Source organism: Pseudomonas sp. PSE1(2024), assembly GCF_050990555.1.
Taxonomy (GTDB): Bacteria; Pseudomonadota; Gammaproteobacteria; order Pseudomonadales; family Pseudomonadaceae; genus Aquipseudomonas; species Aquipseudomonas aphyarum.
Genome location: NZ_CP158967.1, coordinates 5,780,001 through 5,806,197, shown reverse-complemented (window position 1 = coordinate 5,806,197; position 26,197 = coordinate 5,780,001). Strand labels below are relative to the sequence as shown.

Here is a 26,197-nt window from a genome sequence, read left to right as displayed (position 1 = left end):
CACGTGGAGAGAACAATAAATGTTGAGATCCCTGAAGTTCACAGCCCTGACCCTGGGCCTGATGGGTGCGGCAAGCGCAATGGCCGCTGGCCCGGATCTGACCGTGGTGTCGTTTGGCGGGGCGAACAAGGCGGCGCAAGTCAAAGCCTTCTACGCACCGTGGGAAGCGGCGGGCAACGGCAAGATCGTCGCTGGTGAGTACAACGGTGAGATGGCCAAGGTCAAAGCCATGGTCGACACCAAAAGCGTGTCCTGGGATCTGGTAGAGGTTGAATCGCCGGAACTGTCCCGTGGCTGCGACGAAGACATGTTCGAGCAACTGGATCCTGCGTTGTTCGGCAAATCCGAAGACTACGTCAAAGGCGCGATCCAGCCATGTGGCGTGGGCTTCTTCGTGTGGTCGACCGTGCTGGCCTACAACGCCGACAAGCTGAAAACCGCACCGACCAGCTGGGCGGATTTCTGGGACACCAAGAAATTCCCGGGCAAGCGCGGCCTGCGCAAAGGCGCCAAGTACACCCTCGAATTCGCACTGATGGCCGACGGCGTTGCGCCGAAAGACGTCTACAAGGAACTGGCCAGCAAGGGCGGTCAGGATCGCGCGTTCAAGAAACTGGATGAGCTGAAACCGAACATCCAGTGGTGGGAAGCCGGCGCCCAGCCGCCGCAATACCTCGCTTCCGGTGACGTGGTCATGAGCTCGGCCTACAACGGTCGTATTGCTGCCGTGCAGAAAGAATCCAACCTGAAAGTGGTGTGGAACGGCGGCATCTACGACTTCGATGCGTGGGCCATCCCGAAAGGCCTGGACGCCAAGCGCGCGGAAGCGGCGAAGAAATTCATCGCGTTTTCGGTGCAGCCGCAACAGCAGAAGACCTACTCGGAAAACATCGCCTACGGCCCGGCCAACTCTCAGGCAGTGCCATTGCTGGACAAGGCAATCCTGAAAGACATGCCGACCACTCCGGAAAACATCGCCAACCAGGTGCAGATCGACGTCAGCTTCTGGGCTGACAACGGCGAGCAACTGGAGCAGCGCTTCAATTCCTGGGCTGCGAAGTAACCAGAGGGCTCGCCCTCCTGTGGGAGCGAGCCTGCTCGCGATTGCGGTGTGTCAGTCGGCATCAATGTTGAATCCGAAGGCGCTATCGCGAGCAGGCTCGCTCCCACATTCTCGATTGATCAAAGATTTGCGGAGTACGTCATGGCCATCGCCGTTCCCCTGAACGAGGGCAACAGCCCCACCTTGAAGCAGCGGCTCAAGCACGCCGAGCGGGTCAACCGCTGGAAGGCCCAGGCGTTGATCGCGCCGCTGGTGCTGTTTCTGTTGCTGGTGTTCCTGGTGCCGATCGTGGCGCTGCTCTATAAAAGCGTCGGCAACCCGGAAGTGGTCGGCGGCATGCCGCGCACCGTGACCGCGATTGCTGCGTGGGACGGCCGCGGCCTGCCCGCAGAACCGGTCTACAAAGCCGCCAGCGAAGACCTCGCCGAAGCGCGCAAAAACCAGACCCTGGGCGATCTGTCCAAGCGCCTTAACATGGAGTTGGCCGGCTATCGCAGCCTGCTGACCAAAACCGCCCGCTCGCTGCCATTCGCCAGCGAACCGGCCTCTTATAAAGAAGCGCTGGAAGGCCTCGACGAGCGTTGGGGCGATCCGGCCTACTGGCAAGCGGTGAAGCGCAACACCAGCAGCATCACCCCGTTCTATCTGTTGGCGGCGGTGGATCACCGCATCGACGACCTCGGCGAAATTGCCCCGGCCACCCCGGATCAGGCGATCTACCTCGACATCTTCGCCCGGACCTTCTGGATGGGCCTGATCATTACCGTGATCTGCCTGGTGCTCGCTTATCCGCTGGCGTACCTGCTGGCCAATCTGCCGTCGCGTCAAAGCAACCTGCTGATGATTCTGGTGCTGCTTCCGTTCTGGACGTCGATTCTGGTGCGGGTCGCCGCGTGGATCGTGTTGCTGCAATCTGGCGGATTGATCAACAGCGCGTTGATGGCGATGGGCATCATCGATAAACCGCTGGAGCTGGTGTTCAACCGCACCGGGGTCTACATCTCGATGGTGCACATCCTGTTGCCGTTCATGATCCTGCCGATCTACAGCGTGATGAAAGGCATCTCGCCGACCTACATGCGGGCCGCGATTTCTCTGGGCTGCCATCCGTTCACCAGTTTCTGGCGGGTGTACTTCCCGCAGACCTACGCCGGTGTCGGCGCCGGTTGCCTGTTGGTGTTCATCCTCGCCATCGGCTACTACATCACCCCGGCGCTGCTCGGCAGCCCGAACGATCAGATGGTCAGCTACTTCGTTGCGTTCTACACCAACACCAGCATCAACTGGGGCATGGCCACTGCGCTCGGCGGGCTGTTGCTGCTGGCGACCGTGGTGCTTTATCTGATCTACAGCTGGCTGGTGGGCGCCAGTCGCCTGCGCCTGAGCTAAGGGGAATTTGAAATGCTGAGTCCTTATATGTCGCCCGTCGAGCGGGTGTGGTTCTACAGCTTGCGGATCCTCTGCGGCTTGATCCTGTTGTTTCTGATCCTGCCGGTGCTGGTGATCGTGCCGCTGTCGTTCAACTCGGGCAGTTTTCTGGTGTATCCGCTGCAGGGCTTTTCGCTGCACTGGTATCAGGACTTCTTCGCTTCGGCGGAATGGATGCGCTCGCTGAAGAACAGCATCATCGTCGCCCCGGCCGCGACCGTGCTGGCAATGGTGTTCGGCACGCTGGCGGCCATAGGCCTGACCCGTGGCGACTTCCCCGGCAAGCCGCTGGTGATGGCGCTGGTGATTTCGCCGATGGTGGTGCCGGTGGTGATCATCGGTGTGGCGAGTTACCTGTTCTTCGCGCCGCTGGGCCTGGGCAACAGTTTCTTCTCGCTGATTGTGGTGCACGCGGTGCTCGGTGTGCCGTTCGTGATCATCACGGTGTCGGCGACGTTGCAGGGGTTCAACCATAACCTGGTGCGGGCGGCGGCCAGTCTTGGCGCCTCGCCATTGACCACGTTCCGTCGGGTGACCTTGCCGCTGATTGCGCCGGGGGTGATTTCCGGTGCGCTGTTTGCCTTTGCGACCTCGTTCGATGAAGTGGTGGTGACGCTGTTTCTTGCAGGTCCCGAGCAGGCGACGTTGCCTCGGCAAATGTTCAGCGGGATTCGCGAGAACCTGAGTCCGACGATTGCGGCGGCGGCGACTCTGCTGATTGCCTTCTCGGTGATTCTGTTGCTGACGCTGGAATGGTTGCGTGGACGTAGCGAGAAACTGCGTACCGCTCAGGTCTGAACCCCCTCGATGATTGTTCCCTCGCTCCGCATTCCAGCTTCCGAATGGAACGCGGAGCGTCCCTGGCTGCATTCCCACGCAGAGCGTGGGAACGATCATCCGGGTTGTCTGCCATTCATGCGCTGAATGACAGACAACCCGAATTCCCCAGCTACGCTTGTGCTCAGCTCCCACATCTATAAGAGGCTGCGCACGATGAGTCTTTCCTCGTTCAAGATTGCTCACAAACTGATCACCGGCGCCGGGGCCATCGAGCAACTCGCGGCCGAGCTCACGCGGCTGGACATCGACAACCCGCTGATCGTCACCGATGCTGCGCTGGTCAAGTCCGGCACGGTGGAGCTGGCGCTGGCGCAAATCGGTGAGCGCGAGTACGAAATCTTCGACCGGGTACTGCCGGATCCGGAGATCGCCATCGTCGAGGACTGCATGCGCGTTTACCGAGAGGGCGGGCATGACGGGCTGATCGGTCTCGGTGGCGGCAGTGCGATCGACATCGCCAAAAGTGTCGCGGCGTACGCCGGTTATCACGGCGCGCTGGAAGACCTGTTCGGCGTCGATCAGGTGCCGCGCAAAGGCCCGCCGCTGATCGCCATCCCGACCACGGCCGGCACCGGTTCTGAAGTGACCAACGTCGCCATCCTCTCGGACAAGGTCGCCCAACTGAAGAAAGGCATCGTCAGCGATTACCTGTTGCCGGACGTGGCGCTGGTCAGCCCGCAAATGACCCTGACCTGCCCGCGCAGTGTCACCGCCGCCAGTGGCGTCGATGCGCTGGTGCACGCCATCGAGTCCTATCTGTCACTGAATGCCTCGCCGATCACCGATTCGCTGGCCATCGGCGCGATCAAGTTGATCGCCCGGTCATTGCCCAAGGCCTACGCCAACCCCTCCAACCTGCAAGCCCGGGAAGACATGGCCACCGCCAGCCTGATGGCCGGCATGGCGTTCGGCAATGCCGGGGTCGGCGCGGTGCATGCGCTGGCGTATCCGCTGGGCGGGCGTTTCAACATTGCCCACGGCGTCAGCAATGCCTTGCTGCTGCCGTATGTCATGACCTGGAACAAGATGGCCTGCGTCGAACGGATGCAGGATATTGCCGAAGCCATGGGGGTGAAGACCGCTCATCTGAGTCTCAATGAAGCGGCCGATAGCGCCGTCGCGGCGATGACCGAACTGTGCGCGGCGGTAGAAATCCCGCTGGGTCTGCGCAGTTTCGGCGTGCCCGAAGAGGCGATCCCGGCCATGGCCGTGGAGGCCGCCGGGATCGAGCGCCTGATGCGCAACAACCCGCGCAAGCTCAGCGCTGCCGACATCGAGAAGATCTACCGGGCGGCCTACTGAGAATCTGCCAGCCGCCGGTCATGGCACAACCCAATCATCGCGGTCACGGTGCGCGCGCGGAAACTTGAGGTATACAATGCGCGCCATCGTGATTTAGCTCAGAAAAGGTGCGTCATGCAGCCCTTCGTTATTGCTCCGTCGATTCTCTCCGCCGACTTCGCCCGCCTGGGCGAGGAAGTGGACAACGTTCTGGCCGCCGGTGCCGACTTCGTCCACTTCGATGTCATGGACAACCACTACGTACCGAACCTGACCATCGGCCCGATGGTCTGCGCCGCGCTGCGCAAGTACGGCGTGACCGCGCCGATCGACGCGCACCTGATGGTCAGCCCGGTGGATCGCATCGTCGGCGACTTCATCGAAGCCGGCGCGACTTACATCACCTTCCACCCGGAAGCCACGTTGCACGTCGATCGTTCGCTGCAACTGATCCGTGAAGGCGGCTGCAAATCCGGCCTGGTGTTCAACCCGGCGACCCCGCTGGACGTGCTCAAGTACGTGATCGACAAGGTCGACATGGTCTTGCTGATGAGCGTCAACCCGGGCTTCGGTGGGCAGAAGTTCATTCCCGGCACCCTCGATAAGCTGCGCGAAGCGCGGGCGATCATCGATGCGTCGGGCCGTGACATCCGCCTGGAAATCGATGGCGGCGTCAACGTCAACAACATCCGTGAAATCGCTGCCGCTGGCGCCGACACTTTTGTGGCCGGCTCCGCGATCTTCAATGCGCCGAACTATCAGGAAGTCATCGACAAGATGCGTTCCGAACTGGCGCTGGCTCGCCCATGAGCGGTTTTGAGCAGCTGTTCCCGGGGCAACTGCCGCGGTTGGTGATGTTCGATCTGGATGGCACGCTGATCGATTCGGTACCCGACCTGGCGGCGGCAGTGGATAACATGCTGCTCTCCCTCGGGCGCAAGCCTGCCGGTATCGAGTCGGTGCGCGAGTGGGTCGGCAACGGTGCGCCGGTGCTGGTGCGCCGCGCGTTGGCCGGCGGCATCGATCATTCCTCCGTGGATGACGTCGAAGCCGAGCATGCGCTGGAGGTTTTCATGCAAGCCTACGGCGCCAGCCATGAGCTGACCGTGGTCTATCCCGGCGTGCGCGATACCCTGAAATGGCTGCACAAGCAGGGCGTGGCCATGGCGCTGATCACCAACAAGCCGGAGCGCTTCGTTGCGCCGCTGCTGGATCAGATGAAGATCGGCCGCTACTTCAAGTGGATCATCGGCGGCGACACCCTGCCGCAGAAGAAGCCCGATCCGGCGGCGCTGTTCTTTGTCATGAAGATGTCCGGTATCCCGGCCTCGCAATCGCTGTTCGTCGGCGATTCGCGCAGCGACGTGCTGGCGGCGAAAGCAGCGGGGGTCAAATGCGTCGGGCTGAGTTATGGCTACAACCATGGCCGGCCGATTGCCGAGGAATCCCCGGCGCTGGTGATCGACGATCTGCGCAAGCTAATTCCCGGTTGCCTGGATACGGCCGCTGAGATAACGTTGCCCGACGCTTCTCAATCCCCTTCTGGAAACGCCATCGTGGTGGTCACCCGCAAACTCTGGATGAAAGTCATCAAGGCCCTGGCCCGCTGGCGTTGGCGCGCCTGACTTGTTCCTGGCCGGCCTGCCGGCGCGTTTGCACACCTGACTGATTTGCCCCTCACACCACGAGGCACCCTATGATCCGCGAAGAATTCCTGCGTCTGGCCGCTGACGGCTACAACCGCATCCCGCTGGCCTGCGAAACCCTGGCCGACTTTGACACGCCGCTGTCGATCTACCTGAAACTGGCCGACCAGCCCAACTCCTACCTGCTCGAATCGGTGCAGGGCGGCGAGAAATGGGGCCGTTACTCGATCATCGGCCTGCCGTGCCGCACCGTGCTGCGGGTTCACGATCATCACGTCAGCATCACCGTCGATGGCGTCGAGACCGAAAGCCACGACGTTGAAGACCCGCTGGCCTTCGTCGAAACCTTCAAGGCCCGCTACAACGTGCCGACCATTGCCGGTCTGCCGCGCTTCAACGGCGGCCTGGTCGGCTACTTCGGTTACGACTGTGTGCGTTATGTAGAGAAGCGCCTCGGCAAATGCCCGAACCCGGATCCGCTGGGCGTGCCGGACATTTTGCTGATGGTCTCCGATGCGGTGGTGGTGTTCGACAACCTCGCCGGCAAGATGCACGCGATCGTGCTGGCCGACCCGGCACAGGCCGATGCCTACGAGCAGGGCCAAGCGCAATTGCAGCAACTGCTGGAAAAACTGCGTCAGCCGATCACCCCGCGTCGTGGCCTGGATTTCAGCAAGCAGCAGGCGGCCGAGCCGGTGTTCCGCTCCAGTTTCACCCAGGACGACTACGAAAAAGCTGTCGACACCATCAAGGAATACATCCTCGCCGGTGACTGCATGCAGGTCGTGCCGTCCCAGCGCATGTCGATCGACTTCAAGGCGGCGCCGATCGATCTTTATCGCGCACTGCGTTGCTTCAACCCGACGCCGTACATGTACTTCTTCAACTTCGGCGATTTCCACGTCGTCGGCAGTTCGCCGGAAGTGCTGGTGCGGGTCGAAGACAACCTGATCACCGTGCGCCCGATTGCCGGCACCCGTCCTCGCGGGGCGACCGAAGAGGCGGACGTGGCGCTGGAAGAAGACCTGCTGTCCGACGACAAGGAGATCGCCGAGCACCTGATGCTGATCGACCTCGGTCGCAACGACACCGGGCGCGTTTCGGAAATCGGTTCAGTGAAACTTACGGAGAAGATGGTCATCGAGCGTTATTCCAACGTGATGCACATCGTGTCCAACGTCACCGGTCAATTGAAAGCCGGGCTGACGGCGATGGACGCGCTGCGGGCGATCCTGCCGGCGGGCACCTTGTCCGGCGCGCCGAAGATCCGCGCGATGGAAATCATCGACGAACTGGAGCCCGTCAAGCGTGGCGTGTATGGCGGCGCGGTCGGTTACTTCGCCTGGAACGGCAACATGGACACCGCGATTGCGATCCGTACCGCCGTGATCAAGAACGGCGAGCTGCACGTGCAGGCCGGTGGCGGCATCGTCGCCGACTCGGTGCCGGCGCTGGAGTGGGAAGAAACCATCAACAAGCGTCGGGCGATGTTCCGTGCCGTTGCATTGGCCGAGCAAACCCCGGACTGAGTGATTGATGACTCAGCCATAAAAAAACGCGGCGCCTGTGAGGGCGCCGCGTTTTTTATGGCCTGCGAATCAGAAGTCGAGCGCTACGCCGACGTTGATCCCTTGCTGGGTAAAGTCGTCATCCTTGCGGATGTCGTAGCTGGCGCGCAATGCCAGATCCTTGGTGAGGTTGTGGCTCACGCCCAGGTTCAGGCGGTTCAGGTTGGTTTGAGGGGCATAGCCGGCCAGGGTGTAGCGGTTGTTCGGCAGGCTGTTGAGGTTCATCGTCACATTCTGGGTGTCGTCGTTGTACTCGCGCTCATGGGCCAGTTCGCCGAACACCTGGGTCTGCGAGGTGATCTGGTACTTGCCCTGGATCCCGAGACCGAGACGGCGGGAGATGCGCGACTGGTCATCGAACGTCAGTGCGGTGGAGTCGGCGCCATTTTCCGAGTAACCATCGACTTCAACCTTGGCGAAATCCGCACTGACGAATGGAGACAGGTGCCATGGGCTGCTCGCTTCTGGCGCAATGTCGTAACCCACGCGTCCGCTGAAGGCCAGAACATAGCCGTCGGTGTCGCCTTTTTCGCCGCGTTCGTTGACCCCCAGCTGGAATTTGCGTTTGAGGCTGTCGTAATCCAGATGCCCGGCGGTCACGGCGGCGTCACCCCACCAGCGGTTCTGCTGGTACTGGGCGAATGCGGTGCCCAGATAAGTGTTCAGCTTGTAGTCCGAGTCGTTGTCGCCGGCCTCGAGTTTCTGATTGTAGAAACCGGCCGCCACACCCACGCGCCATGCGTCGTTGAGACGGTAGCTGCCGCCGATGTTCAGGTTGTAACCGTTGCCGTCGGCGCTGGCGCCGCTGCGTTGGCTGTCGAAATCCTGATGCTGGCCGCCACCGGCGACAATTGCCCGCCATTGGCCAACGGCCTGCCAGTTTTCCCAATCCGCCAGCAACTGATTGCGCAGTTCATCCTGATGCGAGCGCAGGGTGCCTTGAGCCATTTGCGGCAACAGGGTCGCTTCCCATGGCGCGGCCAGCAACGAGTAGGCGTAATCGGCAATCAGGCGCTGCCCGGCTTCGGTCGGGTGGACGGCATCGTTGTAGATCAGCTTGGTCGGATCCGGGGTGGCGCTGTTGATCCCGTACCGCGCGTTCTCCGTGCAGTTGTTGCCGCTGAAGCAGGTACCGACCAGGTTCTGGTCAGTGGCCAGGCCGAACTGCGCCGGATTGGCGAATGCCTCTTTGAGCAGAACCGGGACGTTCAGCGGGATGACGTTGGCATTGACGCTCTGCAACTGGCTGACCAGCTCGGTGTTGAACTGGGCGCTGAGTTGCGAGGTGAAGGCTTGTAGCGGCGAGCCGTTGATGGCCGGGGTCAGGCCGATGTCCGGCAACAGCCAGACCATGATGTAGCGGGCGCCGGCGCCTTGCAGCGTGCGTACGCTGTCGACCAGTCGATCGGCGGCGGCATTCGCCTGAGGAAGACTGGTGACGCGGCCCTGGAGGAAGTCGTTGCCACCCCCGGTCAGGTAATACAGGGCATTCGGGTCGGCGCGGAAACCGTTCGACGGCAGATAACCGGCGCGGGTGCGTTCGCCGGTGGCGGACTGGCTGGTGATCGAGTCGAGAATCTGGTCGGTGCGGTAACCGCCGACAGCCCAGTTGTTGCCATCCGGCAAGCCTTGGTCGGGGCGTACTGTAGAAGACGAGGAGGCGGTCTGGTCCGGGGTGAAGCCGAGACGGCCGCCGAGCAATTGGGTGGCGTTGAGGGAGTAGAACTCACCGCTGCCGTCCTGATAGTTCGGGCCCGTGCGGTTGGTGAAGCGTTCGCCCGACCCGGCGGGACCGCCGCTGTCGGTGAAGGTCCCCGCGTCGCTGAGGCTGTCGCCGAAGACCACGAAATTCGAATAGGGATTGGGTGCGGCGTTCGCCTGGGCGCAGGCCATCGCGAGCAGGCATCCGGCGAGCGGTACAAACAACGTCTGTTTGATCATGAGCAAGTCCGTTTATTTATTGTTGTAGTGAACGAAACGACAGTACCAAAAACTTCCGGCGTTTTGCCATCGGTCGTCAACCCTCCCATTGTTTTATCCCCCACGGCCCCGGCCATATTGCACGCTCCGCCCAGCTAAGTTACTGTGCCGAAACGTATGAACGAGACCTTCCCCGTGTTGATCACCAGCAAACTTCTGGATCAAGTCATCAAGGCACACGCCCGCTGGCGTTGGCGCGCCTGAATCTTTTCTGCCGGCCCCGCCGGATCTGTATCGCTTTGCCTTCCTTGCCCGTTTGAAATGCCGCTGTGCCGATGCGACCTGCGCGTCCGCCAGTGTGCAGCGCCCTGGCAAGTCATTCGAAGGCTGTCTTCATGTCAGAATTCAAGAGGTTCGAAACGCCATGTTGCTGATGATCGACAACTACGACTCCTTTACTTACAACGTTGTGCAATACCTCGGCGAGCTGGGTGCCGAGGTCAAGGTGGTGCGCAACGACGAACTGACCATCGCCGAAATCGAAGCGCTCAACCCTGAGCGGATCGTGGTTTCCCCGGGCCCGTGCACACCGACCGAAGCCGGCATTTCCATCGAAGCCATCAAGCATTTCGCCGGCAAACTGCCGATCCTCGGTGTCTGCCTCGGTCACCAGTCCATCGGCCAGGCTTTTGGCGGCGATGTCGTCCGCGCTCGCCAGGTGATGCACGGTAAGACTAGTCCGGTATTCCACGAGGACAAGGGCGTGTTTGCCGGGCTGAACCGCCCGCTGACCGTCACCCGCTATCATTCCCTGATCGTCAAACACGAAACGTTGCCCGATTGCCTGGAGCTGACGGCGTGGACCCAGCACGATGACGGTTCGGTCGACGAAATCATGGGCCTGCGTCACAAGACCCTGAACATCGAGGGCGTACAGTTCCACCCGGAATCGATCCTCACCGAGCAGGGCCATGAACTGTTCGCCAACTTCCTCAAACAAACCGGCGGCACGCGCTAAGGACTTTCCATGAATATCAAGACAGCCCTGAGCCGTATCGTCGATCACCTCGACCTCAGCACCGATGAAATGCGCGACGTGATGCGCGAAATCATGACCGGCCAATGCACGGACGCGCAGATTGGCGCGTTCATGATGGCGATGCGCATGAAGAGCGAGAGCATCGACGAGATCGTCGGTGCCGTGTCGGTAATGCGCGAGCTGGCGGACAAGGTCGAACTCCAGACCCTCGACCGCGTGGTCGATGTGGTCGGTACCGGCGGTGACGGGGCAAACATTTTCAACGTGTCGACCGCATCTTCCTTTGTGGTCGCTGCGGCTGGCTGCACCGTGGCCAAGCACGGTAACCGCGCGGTATCGGGCAAGAGCGGCAGTGCCGATCTGCTGGAAGCCGCCGGCATCTACCTCAACCTGACCCCGGTTCAGGTGGCGCGCTGCATCGACAACGTCGGCATCGGTTTCATGTTTGCCCAGACTCACCACAAAGCCATGAAGTATGCCGCCGGCCCGCGTCGCGATCTCGGCCTGCGCACGCTGTTCAACATGCTCGGCCCGCTTACGAATCCGGCCGGTGTGAAACATCAGGTGGTGGGCGTGTTCACCCCGGCGCTGTGCCGGCCGTTGGCTGAAGTCTTGCAGCGTCTGGGCAGCAAGCACGTGCTGGTGGTGCATTCGAAAGACGGTCTGGACGAATTCAGTCTGGCGGCGCCGACGTTTGTCGCCGAGCTGAAGGACGATCAAATCACCGAATATTGGGTCGAGCCGGAAGATCTGGGCATGAAGAGCCAGAGCCTGCACGGCCTGTCGGTCGAAGGCCCGGAAGCGTCGCTGGCGCTGATCCGCGATGCACTGGGCAAGCGCAAGACCGAGAACGGTCAGAAGGCTGCAGAAATGATCGTGCTCAATGCCGGTGCGGCGCTGTACGCCGCCGACCTGGCGACAAGTCTGAAAGAGGGCGTGGCACTGGCCCACGACGCTCTGCACACCGGTCTTGCTCGGGAAAAACTCGAGGAGTTGGGTGCCTTTACCGCGGTATTCAAAGTGGAGAATGAGGGATGAGTGTACCGACGGTTCTGGAAAACATTCTGGCCCGCAAGGTTCAGGAAGTCGCCGAGCGTAGCGCCCGTGTGAGCCTGAGCGAGCTGGAAAGTCTGGCCAAGGCGGCCGATGCACCCCGTGGTTTTGCCCAGGCACTGCTGGCGCAGGCCAAGAAGAAACAGCCGGCAGTGATCGCCGAGATCAAGAAGGCGTCGCCGAGCAAGGGCGTGATCCGCGAGAATTTCGTGCCTGCCGACATCGCCAAAAGCTACGAGAAGGGCGGGGCGACCTGCCTGTCGGTGCTGACCGACATCGACTACTTCCAGGGCGCCGATGCTTACCTGCAACAGGCCCGCGCGGCGTGCTCGCTGCCGGTGATCCGCAAGGACTTCATGATCGATCCGTACCAGATCGTTGAAGCCCGTGCGCTGGGCGCCGATTGTGTGTTGTTGATCGTCTCCGCACTGGATGACGTGAAAATGGCCGAACTGGCGTCGGTCGCCAAAGACGTCGGCCTCGATGTGCTGGTGGAAGTGCACGACGGCGATGAGCTGGAGCGCGCGCTGAAAACCCTCGACACGCCGCTGGTCGGGGTCAATAACCGCAACCTGCACACCTTTGACGTGAGCCTGGAAACCACTCTCGACCTGCTGCCGCGCATTCCGCGCGATCGTCTGGTCATCACCGAGAGCGGCATCCTCAACCGTGCCGATGTCGAGCTGATGGAAATCAGCGACGTTTACGCGTTCCTGGTCGGCGAAGCGTTCATGCGCGCCGAAAGCCCTGGCATCGAACTGCAGCGTCTGTTCTTCCCTGAGCGCGGCGTTCCGGTGAGCGGTTCGACCCTCGACTGATTCATTCAGACCGAGTCGAATCATTCGCGGGCAAGCCCGCTCCCACAGGAGAACTGCATTCCTGATGTGGGAGCGGGCTTGCTCGCGAAGAGGCCATAAGATTCACCACAGACTAATCGTCTAACGGACTTCTTTATGACTCCAGTTTCCCTGACCATCGAAGCCGGCCTGCAAGCCGAACAGGATCTACTGGCCTCGGTCTGCGCCGGTGATGCCGAATTTGGCCTGCTGTTCTGGCAGCCCAGCGATCGCGCTTTGGTCATGCCGCGCCGTTTGAACCGCTTGCCCGGATTCGATCACGCCTGCGAAGTCTCCGCTGCTGCCGGTTGGCCGGTGTTGCTGCGTGAAACCGGCGGCGAACCGGTTCCGCAATCGGCTTCCACCATCAATATTGCACTGGTCTACGCACCGCCTCGCAGCGAAGGTGATCTGAACCGCATCGAAACCGGTTACCGGCGGCTATGCGATCCGATCTGTGAGTTGCTGGATGAGTTGGGTGGCACTTCGTCGCTGGGGGAAATCGACGGTGCATTCTGCGACGGTCGCTTCAACGTCAATCTCGACGGTCGCAAGATGGTCGGCACCGCTCAGCGCTGGCGCCAGAGTCAGGGGGGGCAGCGTCCGGTGGGGTTGGTGCACGGGGCGATGCTGGTGGATGACGAACGTGAGTCGATGGTTGCGGCGGTCAACCGCTTCAACGAAGCATGTGGTCTGGAGCAACGGGTACGTGCCGCCAGCCACATCGCTCTGCATGAGAAATTCCCGGCGCCCCATGCACTGGCGCGTCTCGATGAACTCTTTCGTTTGATGCTGGCGCAGGTCTACGCCTGCTGAGCTTTGGAACTCAGCGAGTGCCGAAGACCACCATGGTCTTGCCTTTCACATCCACGAGGTTGCGTTCCTCAAGATCCTTGAGCACGCGACCGACCATCTCTCGCGAACAACCGACAATCCGGCCGATTTCCTGACGGGTCACCTTGATCTGCATGCCGTCCGGGTGGGTCATCGCGTCCGGTTGTTTGCACAGCTCCAGCAGGCAGCGAGCAACACGACCAGTGACGTCGAAGAACGCCAGGTCGCCGACTTTGCGTGTGGTGTTGCGCAGGCGTTGTGCGATTTGTCCGCTGAGGACGTAAAGAATGTCTGGATCCTGTTGCGACAGTTCGCGGAACTTGGTGTAGCTGATTTCCGCCACTTCGCATTCAACCTTGGCCCGCACCCAGGCGCTGCGCTGCTGTTCCTGGCCGGCTTCTTCGAACAGACCCAGCTCGCCGAAGAAGTCCCCGGCATTCAGGTAGGCGATGATCATCTCGCGGCCGTCGTCGTCCTCGATCAGGATCGTGACCGAACCGCGGATGATGAAGTACAGCGTGTCGGAGCGATCCCCGGCGCAGATGATGTTGCTCTTGGCCGCGTGACGCCGGCGCTGGCAATGCATCAGCAGCTTGTCGAGGTTCTTGATTTTGGGTGTGGGGGTAATACCAACCATGGTTGTATCCCGAAAAGACTGCACGGTTATATTTGGTTTTTATATGAGGCGCTGAGGCGGTCGCTACACAGTCTGGCGAAGGCGCCAGTGAATTGGCGCCAGCTTACCAGACACTTCGTCGAAATTTCGAGAAATCACCTACGTTAAAGGTGCATTCGTCTCAGGAACGTGCTCGCTGTCCGGGCAGGGCCCTGTGCTAAGCTGGCGACCCTTTTTTCTACAGTGGAGTCTTGGCGATGAAGGCACGCATCCAATGGGCTGGCGAAGCCATGTTCCTCGGCGAATCCGGCAGCGGTCATGTCGTGGTCATGGACGGTCCGCCGGACGCCGGTGGTCGTAACCTGGGTGTCCGCCCGATGGAAATGCTCCTGCTGGGCGTCGGCGGTTGCAGCAATTTCGACGTGGTCAGCATTTTGAAGAAGTCCCGTCAGGCCGTTGAAAGCTGCGAAGCCTTTCTGGAAGCCGAGCGTGCGACCGAAGATCCGAAAGTGTTCACCAAGATCCACATGCACTTCGTGGTCAAGGGCCGTGGCCTGAAAGAAGCCCAGGTCAAACGCGCCATCGAACTGTCTGCCGAGAAGTATTGCTCGGCCTCGATCATGCTCGGCGCGGCCGGCGTAGCGATCACCCACGACTACGAAATCGTTGAACTCGGCTGAGCCGACATTCAACTATCATAAAAGCAGTGCAGACTCTGGCGATCCCCCGCTGACGTCTGCATAATGCGCCACTTTTTTCAGGGCCGTGATCAGTCAACCGACGGGTCATCCGCCTGAACAGATAACCAAAATCGCCATCGCGAAGAGGTGTTAACCGTCCTACGCAGGTGCGTTGTTCGCACTTGACGGGCATGCTTGATCACGCGGCCGTGCCGCATACATAGAGAGTTTTTAACGGTGAAAAGCAAACTCAAGCTCCACGGGTTCAATAACCTGACAAAGACCTTGAGCTTCAACATCTATGACATCTGCTACGCGGAAACCCCGCAAGACCAGCAGGCATACGTCGAGTACATCAATCAAGAGTACAACGCCGAACGCCTGACGCAGATCCTCACGGAAGTTGTCGAAATCATTGGTGCCAACATTCTGAACATTGCGAGTCAGAACTATGAGCCTCAGGGTGCCAGCGTCACGATTCTGATCTCGGAAGAGCCGGTGACCCCGACCGAAAGCCAGATCGAAGAGTCCCCGGGCCCGTTGCCCGAAATCATCCTGGCCCACCTCGACAAGAGCCACATCACGGTGCATACCTACCCGGAAATCCATCCGGACGCCGGTATCGCGACCTTCCGTGTGGACATCGACGTGTCGACCTGTGGTGTCATTTCACCGCTCAAAGCGCTCAACTTCCTCATTCACCAGTTCGATTCGGACATCGTGACCGTGGATTACCGTGTGCGCGGCTTCACCCGTGACGTTGAAGGCAACAAGCACTTCATCGACCACGAGATCAACTCGATCCAGAACTACCTCTCCGAAGACACTCGCGACGCGTACCAGATGACTGACGTGAACGTGTACCAGGAAAACCTGTTCCACACCAAAATGCTGCTGAAGAACTTCGAACTGGACAACTACCTGTTCGGCGATGCCACCAGCAACCTGTCGTCTGAGCAACGCGCTCAGGTGACCGAGCGTGTGAAACACGAAATGCTGGAAATCTTCTACGCGCGCAATATGCCGAGCTAAGAAGTCCGGGCACAAAAAAAGGCGACTGCTTTGCGGCAGTCGCCTTTTTTATGGGCGTTTTTCAGATCCGGTAAGTGCTCTTGGTCATCACTTTGGCCAACAGGCTCATGCCGAACTTCACTGGCGCCGGGAAGCGGAAACCTCCGGCCTCCAGTGCGCTTTCCGCGTGATGTTCTTCATCTATACGCATCTGCTCCAGAATTGCCCGGGATTTTTCGTCCTCGGCCGGCAGTTGTTCCAGATGCTCGTTCAGGTGTTTGCAGACTTGATGCTCTGTGGCGGCAACAAATCCGAGGCTGACCTTGTCGCTGATCAGCCCGGCGACAGCGCCGATGCCGAACGACATACCGTAGAACAGTGGGTTGAGCACACTGGTGTGGCTGCCCAACTGGTGAATGCGCTGCTCGCACCAGACCAGATGATCAATCTCTTCTTCGGCCGCATGCTCCATGGCCTCGCGCACCTGTGGCAGCTTGGCGGTCAGCGCCTGGCCCTGATACAGCGCCTGGGCGCAGACTTCACCGGTATGGTTGATGCGCATCAGACCGGCTACGTGGCGGGTGTCTTCATCGCTCATCTGCACATCGGGCTGCACGATCGCCGGCGACGGACGGTACGGCTGACCGCTGAAGGGCAGCAAGGTACGCATCGCGGCATCGGCTTGCAGCAGAAGACGATCAATGGGCGAGTAGTGACGTTGGGTAGTCATGCTGACCTCCGGGAAGAATCTCGGCGGCCAGTTTAACCGAATCGGCCGGGGAAGGTTTGCGCTGGGTCATGTGGGAGCAGGGCGCTCCCACCGATCTCTGGGTTCAATCAGCCCGGAGGCCAGTTCATCTGGCGTTGACCGAGCACGTGCATGTGAATGTGGTAGACCGTCTGCCCGCCCATTTCATTGCAGTTCATCACCACCCGGAAGCCTTCCTCGCACCCCAGTTCCAGCGCCAGACGCTGGGCGGTGAACAGGATATGCCCGGCCAGTGCCTTGTCGTCTTCGGTCAGGTCGTTGAGGGTACGCACCGGTTTCTTCGGGATCACCAGAAAATGCACCGGTGCCTGTGGGGCGATGTCGTGGAACGCCAGAACCTGGTCGTCCTCGTAGATGATCTTCGCCGGGATTTCCCGGTTGATGATCTTGGTGAACAGAGTATCCACAGCTGTTTTCTCCGTTGTTTGGGCTGGTCTGAGTGTACTCATAGGAGGATTAGCCCGCCCAGTGTTTTGCCGTAGGGCTTTTCAGCGCGGGCAGTAAGCCTTGTTGACCATGCCGACAATCGTGCGATTGAGCCAGCGCGAACCGAGCCGAGGCAGAAAGGCGAACCAGCGGTTTCGGCGTCCTGGAATGATGATTGCGCGGTTTTTCTCCAGGGCGCGCACGGTATACAGCGCGACCTCCTCGGGACTCATCAGCAGTTTGCTCGCGTTGAGCTTGTCGTTGTTCAGTTGCGCGGTGCGAAAGAATGCGGTGCGGGTCGGGCCGGGGCAGAGCACCGACACCTTGACCGCACACTTCTTCAATTCCACCCGCAGCGCTTCCGAGAAGTGCAGGACATACGCCTTGCTGGCGTAGTAGGTGCTCATCCAGGGCCCGGGGTTGAAGGCCGCCACCGACGCGACATTGAGAATCTGCCCGCCGCCCTGCAACGCCATGCTGTTGCCGATGGCATGGCAGAGGCGGGTGAGGGCGAGGATGTTCACTTCGATCAGGTCCTGTTCGGTCATCCAGTCCTGGGCCAGGAACGGGCCACAAGTACCGATGCCGGCGCAATTGACCAACAGATCGATCTGCCGGTCGCCTTCTTCAAGCTCCAGCAGAAAACCGGACAGGCGCAGCGGCTCGCCGAGGTCGCAGGCGCGGAACAGCACTTCAACGCCGAAGCGCTGGGTCAGTTCAATCGCAATGCTTTCCAGCTGATCACGCTGGCGAGCCACCAGAATCAGGCTACGGCCGCGGCGCGCCAGGGCTTCGGCCATGGCCAGGCCGATGCCGCTGGAGGCGCCGGTGATCAGAGCGTAACGGGTCATGCAAATCTCCATCGCAACAGCGCCGCGCCGTGGACGCAGGTGTCACGGCGGGGAGCGTTGTTCATTCTTTCGCAGATTCTACAGGGGCGAGGGCGGCTTCGGCTGCATCGTCTGCCGAATTCGCGGCGGGCTCGACTTCCACATCGATTTCATCGGTGGTCACCGAACCGCTCTCGTAGCTGCTTTCAAGACTGCTTTCGTATTCCTGCTGGATGGCTGTGATCCCGCCCAGCATGCCGCCCATGAAAAACAGTCCGATAAACACGATCCACAGCGAGCACAGCACTTTGACTGCCGTGCTGTTCGGCGGAGGTGGTGGGCCATAGCGGTTGGCGCCGGTATTGCCCGGCACGATCATGATCACCAGCGGGAAGAAACTGCCCACGAACGGCACCAGCGTCAGCAGCCAGAGCCACCCGGACCAGCCGATATCGTGCAGGCGCTGGATGCTGAACAGGATCCCGACAATCGCGAAGGCCAGAAACAGGAAGAAAGCGAGGAGACCGCCGATGATCAGGCCGGTCGTCGAGTCGGCGCTCACCAGGCCCAGACCGATCAACGCGAACACGCTGACGATTGGCAGGGCGACCAGGCTCAACACCATCGACCATGCCAGGTAGCGCAAGCGGCCGATCCGGCCTTCAACGCTGAGCGGCTTTAGAGGCGCGAATGCCGGCAGGTTTTCACCGACGGCGGCGCGAGGGGGCGCATAAGGTGAATCGGGTTCGGTGACGGCGGCGCTTTGCTCGTGGACATCCGACAGGTTCAGTTCGATGGGCGTTTCGGTTTCGATCCGGGCATCGATCCCTGTCTTCCCCAGCGCTTGCAGGTAGGTCTGCGCATCGCTGTGGGACAGATCACGCTTGAGCGCGACGGTGCGACCATTGAACAGGCGCTCGATGGCGGCGACATCGCTTTTGAACAGATCGGCCAGGTTGAGCTTGGCCGTGGTGATATCGACGCCGGGCTGGAGCGCGCCGTCGAAAACGATCTTGTAACGGGGTTCGCTCATGGCCGAGGCATCCTTGTCGCGAGATAAATTGAGTCTAAGGCCAGTCAGACAGCGACTGGCCGGGTTTCATTCAACGTGGCCAGCGTTTCGGCAGTTGCGCTGCGTGCTCCAGGGCCTGGCGGTATTCGGCATCTAGACGCGCCACCAGTTGATCCACGCTTGGCAGATCGTCGATCTGGCCTACGCCTTGGCCCGCAGACCACACGGTTTTCCAGGCCTTGGCTTCGTCGTTGATCGGCTTGAGCTTGTCGCCGAAATTCACTTCACCCTTGCCTTGCAGGGCTGCCATGTCGAAACCGGCGGCCTCCAGGCTTTGACGCATGAAACTGGCCGGTACACCGGACACGGCAGGAGTATGAATGATGTCGGCGGCTTTGGCAGTCAGCAGCATCTCCTTATAGGCGTCAGGCGCATGACTTTCAGTAGTACCGATAAATCGCGTGCCGAAGTAGGCCAGATCCGCGCCGAGCAGTTGTGCGGCGAGAATCTCATGTCCATGGTTCAAACATCCTGCAAGCAACAGGGTCTTGTCGAAAAACTCGCGGATCTCGGCGATCAGCGAAAACGGGCTCCAGGTCCCGGCGTGCCCACCGGCACCGGCTGCAACAGCGATCAAACCATCGACACCGGCCTCCGCGGCTTTTTCGGCATGGCGGCGGGTCGTCACATCGTGGAAGACCAGGCCGCCGTAACTGTGCACGGCGTCTACCACTTCCTTCACTGCGCCGAGGCTGGTGATGACGATGGGCACCTTGTGCTCGACGCAGATGTTCAGATCCGCCTCCAGACGCGGATTGCTCTTGTGAACAATCAGGTTTACCGCGTACGGCGCCGGGTTCTCCAATGTCGCCAGCCCCGCTTCGATCTGCTCCAGCCAGGCCTTGAACCCGCTGCTTTCGCGTTGGTTCAGCGCCGGGAAGCTGCCAACTACGCCGTTACGGCAGCACGCCAGCACCAGTTCAGGATTGGAGATCAGAAACATCGGCGCCGCCACTACGGGCAGGCGCAGACGTTGTTCGAGCAGAGCGGGCAGCGACATCGGAAGTACCCCGGAAAGTTGTATTTGTTGAAGTTAGAACGGCTTGACCACGACCAGAATTACGATAGCCAGCAATATCAGAACCGGCACTTCATTGAACCAGCGATAAAAGACATGGCTGCGGGTGTTCTCGCCACGGGCAAAACGTTTTACCTGCGCGCCGCACATGTGGTGGTAACCGATCAACAGCACGACCAGGGTCAGTTTCGCGTGGATCCAGCCACCGCTGCTAAAGATGCTCGGGTTGAGATAGATCAGCCAGCCGCCGAAGATCAGCGCGGCGATCATCGCCGGGCCCATGATGCCGCGATACAGCTTGCGCTCCATGATGCTGAAGCGTTCCTTGCTGATCGTGTCTTCACTTTGCGCGTGATAAACGAACAGTCGCGGCAGATAGAACAGCCCGGCAAACCAGCACACGATGCTGACGATATGAAGCGCTTTGATCCACAGATAGAGCATTTTTGGTTATTCCCTGATTCACGGTAGGCCGGATAGTAGAGGCTTGAGCGTCCGCACGTCACCTTGACGGTTGTCGCAGGGGCGCGCGGCCCCTATTATCGACGGCTTTCCAGTGGGTTCGTTGAGGGCAGGTTTATGGTCAAGGTCGGTATCGTCGGCGGCACGGGTTACACCGGTGTCGAACTGCTGCGTCTGTTGGCACAGCATCCGCAGGCGGAAGTGGTAGTGATTACTTCCCGATCCGAGGCCGGTCTGGCCGTGGCTGATATGTATCCGAACCTGCGCGGCCACTACGACGGTCTCGCATTCAGCGTGCCGGACATCAAGACCCTGGGCGCTTGCGACGTGGTGTTCTTCGCCACTCCGCACGGCGTTGCCCACGCACTGGCCGGCGAATTGCTGGCGGCCGGCACCAAGGTCATCGACCTGTCGGCAGACTTCCGTCTGCAGGACGCCGATGAATGGGCCAAGTGGTACGGCCAGCCGCACGGCGCGCCGGAGCTGCTGGACGAAGCGGTTTACGGCTTGCCGGAAGTCAATCGTGAGCAGATCAAGAAAGCACGCCTGATCGCGGTGCCGGGTTGTTATCCGACTGCGACGCAGCTGGGTTTCCTGCCGTTGCTTGAAGCAGGTATTGCCGACGCTTCGCACCTGATCGCCGACTGCAAGTCCGGTGTCAGCGGTGCCGGTCGTGGCGCTGCGGTAGGCTCGCTGTACTCCGAGACGTCGGAAAGCATGAAGGCCTATGCGGTGAAAGGTCACCGTCATCTGCCGGAAATTCGTCAGGGGCTGCGTCGTGCTGCAGGCAAGGACGTCGGTCTGACTTTTGTGCCGCATCTGACGCCGATGATCCGTGGCATTCACTCCACGCTCTACGCGACTGTAGTGGATCGCTCGGTGGATCTGCAGGCGCTGTTCGAGAAGCGTTATGCCAATGAGCCGTTCGTCGATGTGATGCCGGCCGGCAGTCATCCGGAAACCCGCAGCGTGCGTGGCGCCAACGTCTGCCGCATCGCGGTTCACCGTCCACAGGATGGTGATCTGGTGGTGGTGCTGTCGGTGATCGACAATCTGGTCAAGGGCGCGTCGGGTCAGGCGGTGCAGAACATGAACATCCTGTTCGGGCTGGATGAGCGCTTTGGTCTGTCCCACGCCGGCATGCTGCCGTAACGACTGATCTTGCTTGGTAAAAAGGCCCGTCTAACGGGCCTTTTTGCATTCTGGTCGGTTGATCAGCTTTATTGATATACCGTAACAATAGTTGACCGATTTTCTAGGACAAGCGGATAATGCGCGTCATCACGCATTATGGCGGCGTAACGCCGGGAGATAGTCAGCATGAGCGTCGAATCCTTCACCCCCACGGCTTTGCAATTCACTCAAGGTGCCGCGCACAAGGTGAAGAGCCTGGTCGATGAAGAGGGGAATGATCGCTTGAAGCTGCGCGTATTCGTTACGGGCGGCGGTTGTTCAGGGTTTCAGTACGGCTTCACCTTCGATGAAGATGTGGCCGAGGACGACACCATCGTCGAGCGCGAAGGCGTCAGTCTGGTGGTCGATCCGATGAGCTTCCAGTACCTGGCAGGTGCCGAGGTGGATTATCAGGAAGGTCTGGAAGGTTCGCGTTTCGTGATCAAGAACCCGAATGCCACCACCACTTGTGGTTGCGGCTCCTCGTTCTCGATCTGATCGCGCTTCACCGAACACAATAAAACGCCGCAGAACCTCACGGTTCTGCGGCGTTTTGTTATCTGCGATTTGTCAGTTGGGGTAGATGGCGCCGAGTACGCGCAGACCTTTGGCGCCGGTGACGCTCGGGCGGTTGGCGGCAATGCCTTCCAGACAGCAGTGGGCCAGCCAGGCGAAGGCCATGGCCTCGACCCAGTCCGGATCGACGCCGTGCGTCGCGGTGCTGGCGACCTTGGCGTTGGGTAGCAGGTCGGCCAAGCGCTTCATCAGCATGGCGTTGTGGGCGCCGCCCCCGCATACCAAGAGCTCTTCGGTATTCGATTGAGCGTTTTGCAGCGACTCGACGATGGTCAGCGCCGTCAGTTCGAGCAGTGTGGCCTGTACGTTTTCGGGTGCGAACTCTGGCAGGTGCGACAGTTTCTGTTCCAGCCAGGGCAGGTTGAAAACTTCGCGGCCGGTGCTCTTCGGGCCTTGGGTCATGAAAAACGGATCGCTGAGCAGGGCTTTCAGCAGGGTCGGCTCGATCTTGCCGCTGGCTGCCCACTGCCCGTTACGGTCGTAGTTCTCGCCCCGTTGCTGATGAATCCAGGCATCCATCAGCACATTCCCCGGCCCGCAGTCGAAACCGGCTACAGGCTTGTTCGGCTCGATCAGACTGAGATTGCTGAAACCGCCGACATTCAGGACCGCGCGGTTGCCGGTATGCTCTTCGAATAGCGCTTCATGAAAGGCAGGAACCAGCGGAGCGCCCTGGCCGCCGGCGGCCACATCGCGGCTGCGGAAGTCGCTGACGACTGTGATGCCGGTCAGTTCGGTCAGCAGAGCGGGGTTGCCGATCTGCACAGTGAAACCGCGCGCAGGTTCGTGGCGAATGGTCTGGCCGTGGCTGCCGATCGCGCGAATGGCTTCAGGCTTGAGCTGTTGCTGTTCGAGGAGGGCATGGATCCCTTGCGCGGCGAGCTTCACCCAGTTCTGCTGGGCAATTGCCGAGCGGGCGATCTCGTCAGGGCCGCTGGCGCACAAGCCCAGCAGCTCGGCGCGCAGGGTATCTGGCATGGGAATGTAGTGCGTGGCGACCAGATTGATCGCCGAGGATTGCTCGATCAGGGCGATGTCCAGCCCGTCGAGACTGGTGCCGGACATCACGCCGATATACAGAGCCATGGCTTAACGTTTGCTCGAAGCCAGCATGGTGGCTTTTTCCTGGTCCATGCGAGCCATCAACGGCTGGCTCTGTGCCAGGAAGCGGGCGCGTTCGGATTTGGCGATCGGGTCGGCCATCGGCAGCTTCTGGCCCAATGGATCGACGTGAACACCGTTGACCTGGAACTCATAGTGCAGGTGCGGTCCGGTGGACAGGCCGGTGGTGCCGATATAACCGATCACCTGGCCCTGTTTGACGGTGCCGCCGGTCTTCACTCCCTTGGCGAAGCCCTGCATGTGGCCATACAGCGTACGGTAAGTGTTGCCGTGCTGGATGATCACGGTGTTGCCGTAACCGCCGCGACGGCCGGCCAGCAGTACTTTGCCGTCGCCGGCAGCCTTGATTGGCGTACCGCGTGGAGCGGCGTAGTCGACGCCTTTGTGGGCGCGGATCTTGTTGAGGATCGGGTGTTTACGGCCCATGGAAAACTTGGAGCTGATGCGAGCGAAGTCCACCGGTGTACGGATGAACGCCTTGCGCATGCTGTTGCCATCGGCGGTGTAGTAGCTGCTGTTGCCCTGCTTGTTGGTGTAACGCACGGCGGTGTAAGTCTTGCCGCGGTTGGTGAAGCGGGCGGACAGGATCGGTCCGTTGCCAACGGCTTTGCCATTGACCACTTTCTGTTCATAGATCACATCGAACTCGTCACCCTGGCGGATATCCTGGGCGAAGTCGACGTCGTAGCCAAAGACACTGGCCATGTCCATGGTCAGGCTGTGGGACAGGCCTGCGCGGGCGGCGGACTGCGACAGCGAGCTGTTGATCACACCGTGGACATAAGCAGTGCGAACAGTCGATTTGGCGGTAACGCGGTTGAACACATAACCCTTGTCGTTCTTGGTCAGGGTGATGGTTTCAACGTCGCTGACCTTGCTGTGCAGGTTGGTCAGCTGGCCTTGTGGGTTCAATTCGAATTCGAGTTTCTGGCCATGTTTGAGCTGGCTGAACTGCTTGGCTTGTTTGTCGCTGGCCAGCACTTCATGCACGGCCGCGGCCGGGAGGCCGACTTTCTCGAACAATGTAGAAAGCGTATCGCCCTTGGAGACGATCACTTCCCTGTGATTTGGAGCCTTCTTTTCTTCAGCTACCGGTGTCGGCGCTGGTGCAGCCTGAGCGGTTTCCTGCGTCTCTTCGGCAGTGTTTTCGATCTGTGCGAAAGGGGAGGCTACGGATTCGTTTGTGGCTTGAGCCGCGTCGGCAGCGTCTTGATCTTGTGTCAGTTGTTCAGCAGGACTTTCCAGTTCAAGGCTCAGCGTTGTCTTTTTGGCTTCAACATCACTGGATGGAAACACCAGGAGCGCCAGGCTGAGAAGGGCGGCGATCCCACTTGCGGCGAGCAGGTGGGTCTTCGGGTAAAGCGGTGGCGCTTTAGACGGTTCAGTGGTCATAAGTAATTTGACTTTGAAAAAGATGAATTGGAAAAGATGAATGACATGATGAAGATGAAATAACTGTATAAAATATAACCAAATCATCCCTGAAGCAAGTCTGTGGACGCCCTGTCTGTGGATTGGCGTCCGTGCGCCGGGCAAAACTTGTATTTGGTGCGCGATCTTGTATGGTTGGTTCCCTTTGAATCTGAGCCTTGCGGGTCTGTTATGAAGTCGGTTGAAGAGCAGCTAGCGCTGATTAAACGTGGTGCGGAAGAACTGTTGGTCGAGTCCGAGCTGATCGAAAAGCTCAAGCGTGGCCAGCCGCTGCGAATCAAGGCCGGCTTCGATCCAACTGCGCCGGATCTGCACCTTGGTCACACTGTGCTTATTAATAAGCTGCGCCAGTTCCAGGAGCTGGGGCATCAGGTGATCTTCCTTATTGGTGATTTCACCGGAATGATCGGTGATCCGAGCGGCAAGAGCGCGACTCGCCCTCCGTTGACTCGTGAGCAGGTTCTGGAAAACGCCGAGACCTACAAGACTCAGGTGTTCAAGATTCTTGATCCGGCGAAAACCGAAGTCGCGTTCAACTCCACCTGGATGGATCAGATGGGGCCTGCGGACTTTATTCGTCTGACTTCGCAGTACACCGTTGCTCGTATGCTTGAGCGTGACGACTTCGACAAGCGCTACACCACCAATCAGCCGATCGCCATTCATGAATTCCTCTATCCGCTGGTGCAGGGTTATGACTCGGTTGCTTTGCGCGCTGACGTTGAACTGGGTGGTACCGATCAGAAGTTCAACCTGCTGATGGGGCGTGAGCTGCAGCGTGGTTATGGCCAGGAAGCGCAGTGCATCCTGACGATGCCGTTGCTTGAAGGTCTGGATGGCGTGAAGAAGATGTCCAAGTCGCTGGGCAACTACGTCGGTATCCAGGAAGCGCCGGGTGTCATGTACAGCAAGCTGGTCTCGATTCCTGATGCGTTGATGTGGCGCTACTTCGAGTTGCTCAGCTTCCGTTCGATGGATGAGATCAATGCGTTCCGTGCTGATGTAGAGGCGGGCGCTAATCCTCGCGATATCAAGATCAAACTGGCCGAAGAGATTGTTGCGCGCTTCCACGGTGAAGAGGCTGCGGCCAATGCTCACCGTGGTGCGGGTAACCGTATGAAGGATGGCGAGCTGCCGGATGATCTGCCAGAGGTCGAACTGACTGCTGCCGAGGATATGCCGATTGCTGCTGTCCTTAATAAGGCTGGTCTGGTGAAGAACTCGGCAGCTGCTCGTGATCTGCTGGCCTCCGGCGGTGTGCGTATAGATGGTGATGTGGTTGATCGTTCCTTTATATACGTACTGGGCGCTACTCACGTTTGCCAGGCGGGCAAGAAGGCTTTTGCGCGGATTACGCTGAAATCTGAGTAAATTTGAAATAAGGGGTTGACGGCGAATTCCAGAGGTCTATAATTCGCCCCACTTCCGGCGCAGTCGAAACGGAAAACTCCTTGAGATTCAATGAGTTAAGTAGGTTTCGAAGGTGGGTCGCTTCAGTTCATC

The 26,197-nt window shown here is 60.0% G+C and carries 26 protein-coding genes; 16 read left to right on the top strand and 10 right to left on the bottom strand.

Going from position 1 to position 26,197, the window contains the following annotated elements:
• Positions 1 to 19: 19 nt before the first annotated feature.
• The 7 genes from ABTV87_RS26505 to trpE all read left to right on the top strand — a co-directional run bounded on the left by ABTV87_RS26505 (position 20) and on the right by trpE (position 7,787).
• Positions 20 to 1,063, top strand: a complete 1,044-nt coding sequence (locus ABTV87_RS26505) for an ABC transporter substrate-binding protein (RefSeq protein ID WP_007959933.1) — start codon at positions 20 to 22, stop codon at positions 1,061 to 1,063.
• Positions 1,064 to 1,204: 141 nt separating this feature from the next.
• On the top strand, positions 1,205 to 2,452 hold the full coding sequence (locus ABTV87_RS26500; RefSeq protein ID WP_433898596.1) for an ABC transporter permease: 1,248 nt from the start codon (positions 1,205 to 1,207) through the stop codon (positions 2,450 to 2,452).
• Positions 2,453 to 2,464: 12 nt separating this feature from the next.
• On the top strand, positions 2,465 to 3,289 hold the full coding sequence (locus ABTV87_RS26495) for an ABC transporter permease (RefSeq protein WP_011336198.1): 825 nt from the start codon (positions 2,465 to 2,467) through the stop codon (positions 3,287 to 3,289).
• 195 nt (positions 3,290 to 3,484) lie between these two features.
• The gene (locus ABTV87_RS26490; protein WP_011336197.1) at positions 3,485 to 4,633 is read left to right on the top strand and encodes an iron-containing alcohol dehydrogenase; all 1,149 of its coding nucleotides are present in this window, start codon (positions 3,485 to 3,487) and stop codon (positions 4,631 to 4,633) included.
• 114 nt (positions 4,634 to 4,747) lie between these two features.
• Positions 4,748 to 5,422 carry a ribulose-phosphate 3-epimerase gene (gene rpe / locus ABTV87_RS26485; RefSeq protein WP_007918813.1) on the top strand — a complete coding sequence of 225 codons (675 nt, stop codon included), beginning with the start codon at positions 4,748 to 4,750 and terminating at the stop codon, positions 5,420 to 5,422.
• Positions 5,419 to 6,237 (top strand): phosphoglycolate phosphatase, encoded by an 819-nt coding sequence (locus ABTV87_RS26480; protein WP_085609099.1) that lies wholly within the window; start codon positions 5,419 to 5,421, stop codon positions 6,235 to 6,237. Before rpe ends, ABTV87_RS26480 begins: the two co-directional genes overlap by 4 nt.
• Positions 6,238 to 6,308: 71 nt before the next feature.
• Complete coding sequence (gene trpE, locus ABTV87_RS26475; protein WP_007956307.1) at positions 6,309 to 7,787, top strand: anthranilate synthase component I; 1,479 nt, start codon at positions 6,309 to 6,311, stop codon at positions 7,785 to 7,787.
• 69 nt (positions 7,788 to 7,856) lie between these two features.
• Here trpE and estP read toward each other — a convergent pair whose 3' ends face one another.
• Positions 7,857 to 9,767 (bottom strand): esterase EstP, encoded by a 1,911-nt coding sequence (gene estP / locus ABTV87_RS26470; RefSeq protein ID WP_433898595.1) that lies wholly within the window; start codon positions 9,765 to 9,767, stop codon positions 7,857 to 7,859.
• A gap of 403 nt (positions 9,768 to 10,170) precedes the next feature.
• On the opposite strand from estP, the gene ABTV87_RS26465 reads away from it, so the two are divergent.
• The 4 genes from ABTV87_RS26465 to ABTV87_RS26450 all read left to right on the top strand — a co-directional run bounded on the left by ABTV87_RS26465 (position 10,171) and on the right by ABTV87_RS26450 (position 13,490).
• Positions 10,171 to 10,764, top strand: coding sequence for an aminodeoxychorismate/anthranilate synthase component II (locus ABTV87_RS26465; protein ID WP_007956309.1), 594 nt, complete (start codon positions 10,171 to 10,173; stop codon positions 10,762 to 10,764).
• Positions 10,765 to 10,773: 9 nt separating this feature from the next.
• A complete protein-coding gene (trpD, locus tag ABTV87_RS26460) occupies positions 10,774 to 11,823 on the top strand; it encodes an anthranilate phosphoribosyltransferase (protein WP_007956310.1) in 1,050 nt (349 codons plus the stop codon).
• Entirely contained in the window at positions 11,820 to 12,656 is an 837-nt protein-coding gene (gene trpC / locus ABTV87_RS26455) for an indole-3-glycerol phosphate synthase TrpC (protein WP_007956311.1), read from the top strand. Before trpD ends, trpC begins: the two co-directional genes overlap by 4 nt.
• A 135-nt stretch (positions 12,657 to 12,791) precedes the next feature.
• Positions 12,792 to 13,490: a lipoate--protein ligase family protein gene (locus ABTV87_RS26450; RefSeq protein WP_258712428.1), complete on the top strand. Its 699-nt coding sequence runs from the start codon at positions 12,792 to 12,794 to the stop codon at positions 13,488 to 13,490.
• Between the two features lie 10 nt (positions 13,491 to 13,500).
• Here ABTV87_RS26450 and crp read toward each other — a convergent pair whose 3' ends face one another.
• Positions 13,501 to 14,145, bottom strand: a complete 645-nt coding sequence (crp, locus tag ABTV87_RS26445; RefSeq protein WP_007956313.1) for a cAMP-activated global transcriptional regulator CRP — start codon at positions 14,143 to 14,145, stop codon at positions 13,501 to 13,503.
• 236 nt (positions 14,146 to 14,381) lie between these two features.
• Between crp and ABTV87_RS26440 the strand changes: the two genes are divergently transcribed.
• Together ABTV87_RS26440 and speD are read left to right on the top strand one after the other, a co-directional pair.
• On the top strand, positions 14,382 to 14,804 hold the full coding sequence (locus tag ABTV87_RS26440) for an OsmC family protein (RefSeq protein ID WP_003228794.1): 423 nt from the start codon (positions 14,382 to 14,384) through the stop codon (positions 14,802 to 14,804).
• A gap of 237 nt (positions 14,805 to 15,041) precedes the next feature.
• Positions 15,042 to 15,836 carry an adenosylmethionine decarboxylase gene (speD, locus tag ABTV87_RS26435; RefSeq protein ID WP_007956315.1) on the top strand — a complete coding sequence of 265 codons (795 nt, stop codon included), beginning with the start codon at positions 15,042 to 15,044 and terminating at the stop codon, positions 15,834 to 15,836.
• Between the two features lie 61 nt (positions 15,837 to 15,897).
• Here the strand turns inward: speD and coq7 are convergent, their stop codons facing one another.
• The 6 genes from coq7 to hemJ form a co-directional block, all read right to left on the bottom strand.
• Complete coding sequence (gene coq7 / locus ABTV87_RS26430; protein WP_007956317.1) at positions 15,898 to 16,545, bottom strand: 2-polyprenyl-3-methyl-6-methoxy-1,4-benzoquinone monooxygenase; 648 nt, start codon at positions 16,543 to 16,545, stop codon at positions 15,898 to 15,900.
• A 107-nt stretch (positions 16,546 to 16,652) separates the two neighbouring features.
• Entirely contained in the window at positions 16,653 to 16,991 is a 339-nt protein-coding gene (locus ABTV87_RS26425) for a histidine triad nucleotide-binding protein (protein WP_007956318.1), read from the bottom strand.
• Positions 16,992 to 17,072: 81 nt separating this feature from the next.
• Entirely contained in the window at positions 17,073 to 17,861 is a 789-nt protein-coding gene (locus tag ABTV87_RS26420; RefSeq protein ID WP_007956321.1) for an SDR family NAD(P)-dependent oxidoreductase, read from the bottom strand.
• A 61-nt stretch (positions 17,862 to 17,922) separates the two neighbouring features.
• Entirely contained in the window at positions 17,923 to 18,873 is a 951-nt protein-coding gene (locus ABTV87_RS26415; RefSeq protein ID WP_221534143.1) for a DUF805 domain-containing protein, read from the bottom strand.
• Positions 18,874 to 18,943: 70 nt separating this feature from the next.
• A complete protein-coding gene (locus ABTV87_RS26410) occupies positions 18,944 to 19,912 on the bottom strand; it encodes an NAD(P)H-dependent flavin oxidoreductase (protein ID WP_007956326.1) in 969 nt (322 codons plus the stop codon).
• Positions 19,913 to 19,945: 33 nt separating this feature from the next.
• Positions 19,946 to 20,374: a protoporphyrinogen oxidase HemJ gene (gene hemJ, locus ABTV87_RS26405; RefSeq protein WP_007956328.1), complete on the bottom strand. Its 429-nt coding sequence runs from the start codon at positions 20,372 to 20,374 to the stop codon at positions 19,946 to 19,948.
• A gap of 135 nt (positions 20,375 to 20,509) precedes the next feature.
• Between hemJ and argC the strand changes: the two genes are divergently transcribed.
• A complete protein-coding gene (gene argC / locus ABTV87_RS26400; protein WP_115079390.1) occupies positions 20,510 to 21,544 on the top strand; it encodes an N-acetyl-gamma-glutamyl-phosphate reductase in 1,035 nt (344 codons plus the stop codon).
• Between the two features lie 168 nt (positions 21,545 to 21,712).
• Entirely contained in the window at positions 21,713 to 22,063 is a 351-nt protein-coding gene (gene erpA / locus ABTV87_RS26395) for an iron-sulfur cluster insertion protein ErpA (RefSeq protein WP_003228776.1), read from the top strand.
• A 72-nt stretch (positions 22,064 to 22,135) separates the two neighbouring features.
• Here erpA and ABTV87_RS26390 read toward each other — a convergent pair whose 3' ends face one another.
• Positions 22,136 to 23,227 carry an anhydro-N-acetylmuramic acid kinase gene (locus ABTV87_RS26390; RefSeq protein WP_433898594.1) on the bottom strand — a complete coding sequence of 364 codons (1,092 nt, stop codon included), beginning with the start codon at positions 23,225 to 23,227 and terminating at the stop codon, positions 22,136 to 22,138.
• Between the two features lie 3 nt (positions 23,228 to 23,230).
• Positions 23,231 to 24,655 (bottom strand): peptidoglycan DD-metalloendopeptidase family protein, encoded by a 1,425-nt coding sequence (locus ABTV87_RS26385; RefSeq protein ID WP_433898593.1) that lies wholly within the window; start codon positions 24,653 to 24,655, stop codon positions 23,231 to 23,233.
• A 210-nt stretch (positions 24,656 to 24,865) separates the two neighbouring features.
• On the opposite strand from ABTV87_RS26385, the gene tyrS reads away from it, so the two are divergent.
• Positions 24,866 to 26,065 carry a tyrosine--tRNA ligase gene (gene tyrS, locus ABTV87_RS26380; RefSeq protein WP_433899877.1) on the top strand — a complete coding sequence of 400 codons (1,200 nt, stop codon included), beginning with the start codon at positions 24,866 to 24,868 and terminating at the stop codon, positions 26,063 to 26,065.
• Positions 26,066 to 26,197: the final 132 nt, after the last annotated feature.

Bases quoted from the DNA above. Each gene is read 5' to 3' on its own strand.
- crp (WP_007956313.1), bottom strand. From the start codon at position 14,145: ATGGTTGGTATTACCCCCACACCCAAAATCAAGAACCTCGACAAGCTG.
- ABTV87_RS26505 (WP_007959933.1), top strand. From the start codon at position 20: ATGTTGAGATCCCTGAAGTTCACAGCCCTGACCCTGGGCCTGATGGGT.
- ABTV87_RS26440 (WP_003228794.1), top strand. From the start codon at position 14,382: ATGAAGGCACGCATCCAATGGGCTGGCGAAGCCATGTTCCTCGGCGAA.
- ABTV87_RS26415 (WP_221534143.1), bottom strand. From the start codon at position 18,873: ATGAGCGAACCCCGTTACAAGATCGTTTTCGACGGCGCGCTCCAGCCC.
- trpC (WP_007956311.1), top strand. From the start codon at position 11,820: ATGAGTGTACCGACGGTTCTGGAAAACATTCTGGCCCGCAAGGTTCAG.
- ABTV87_RS26410 (WP_007956326.1), bottom strand. From the start codon at position 19,912: ATGTCGCTGCCCGCTCTGCTCGAACAACGTCTGCGCCTGCCCGTAGTG.
- ABTV87_RS26480 (WP_085609099.1), top strand. From the start codon at position 5,419: ATGAGCGGTTTTGAGCAGCTGTTCCCGGGGCAACTGCCGCGGTTGGTG.
- trpD (WP_007956310.1), top strand. From the start codon at position 10,774: ATGAATATCAAGACAGCCCTGAGCCGTATCGTCGATCACCTCGACCTC.
- ABTV87_RS26500 (WP_433898596.1), top strand. From the start codon at position 1,205: ATGGCCATCGCCGTTCCCCTGAACGAGGGCAACAGCCCCACCTTGAAG.
- argC (WP_115079390.1), top strand. From the start codon at position 20,510: ATGGTCAAGGTCGGTATCGTCGGCGGCACGGGTTACACCGGTGTCGAA.
- erpA (WP_003228776.1), top strand. From the start codon at position 21,713: ATGAGCGTCGAATCCTTCACCCCCACGGCTTTGCAATTCACTCAAGGT.
- coq7 (WP_007956317.1), bottom strand. From the start codon at position 16,545: ATGACTACCCAACGTCACTACTCGCCCATTGATCGTCTTCTGCTGCAA.
- ABTV87_RS26385 (WP_433898593.1), bottom strand. From the start codon at position 24,655: ATGACCACTGAACCGTCTAAAGCGCCACCGCTTTACCCGAAGACCCAC.
- ABTV87_RS26390 (WP_433898594.1), bottom strand. From the start codon at position 23,227: ATGGCTCTGTATATCGGCGTGATGTCCGGCACCAGTCTCGACGGGCTG.
- ABTV87_RS26495 (WP_011336198.1), top strand. From the start codon at position 2,465: ATGCTGAGTCCTTATATGTCGCCCGTCGAGCGGGTGTGGTTCTACAGC.
- trpE (WP_007956307.1), top strand. From the start codon at position 6,309: ATGATCCGCGAAGAATTCCTGCGTCTGGCCGCTGACGGCTACAACCGC.
- ABTV87_RS26465 (WP_007956309.1), top strand. From the start codon at position 10,171: ATGTTGCTGATGATCGACAACTACGACTCCTTTACTTACAACGTTGTG.
- tyrS (WP_433899877.1), top strand. From the start codon at position 24,866: ATGAAGTCGGTTGAAGAGCAGCTAGCGCTGATTAAACGTGGTGCGGAA.
- hemJ (WP_007956328.1), bottom strand. From the start codon at position 20,374: ATGCTCTATCTGTGGATCAAAGCGCTTCATATCGTCAGCATCGTGTGC.
- ABTV87_RS26490 (WP_011336197.1), top strand. From the start codon at position 3,485: ATGAGTCTTTCCTCGTTCAAGATTGCTCACAAACTGATCACCGGCGCC.
- estP (WP_433898595.1), bottom strand. From the start codon at position 9,767: ATGATCAAACAGACGTTGTTTGTACCGCTCGCCGGATGCCTGCTCGCG.
- ABTV87_RS26420 (WP_007956321.1), bottom strand. From the start codon at position 17,861: ATGACCCGTTACGCTCTGATCACCGGCGCCTCCAGCGGCATCGGCCTG.
- rpe (WP_007918813.1), top strand. From the start codon at position 4,748: ATGCAGCCCTTCGTTATTGCTCCGTCGATTCTCTCCGCCGACTTCGCC.
- ABTV87_RS26450 (WP_258712428.1), top strand. From the start codon at position 12,792: ATGACTCCAGTTTCCCTGACCATCGAAGCCGGCCTGCAAGCCGAACAG.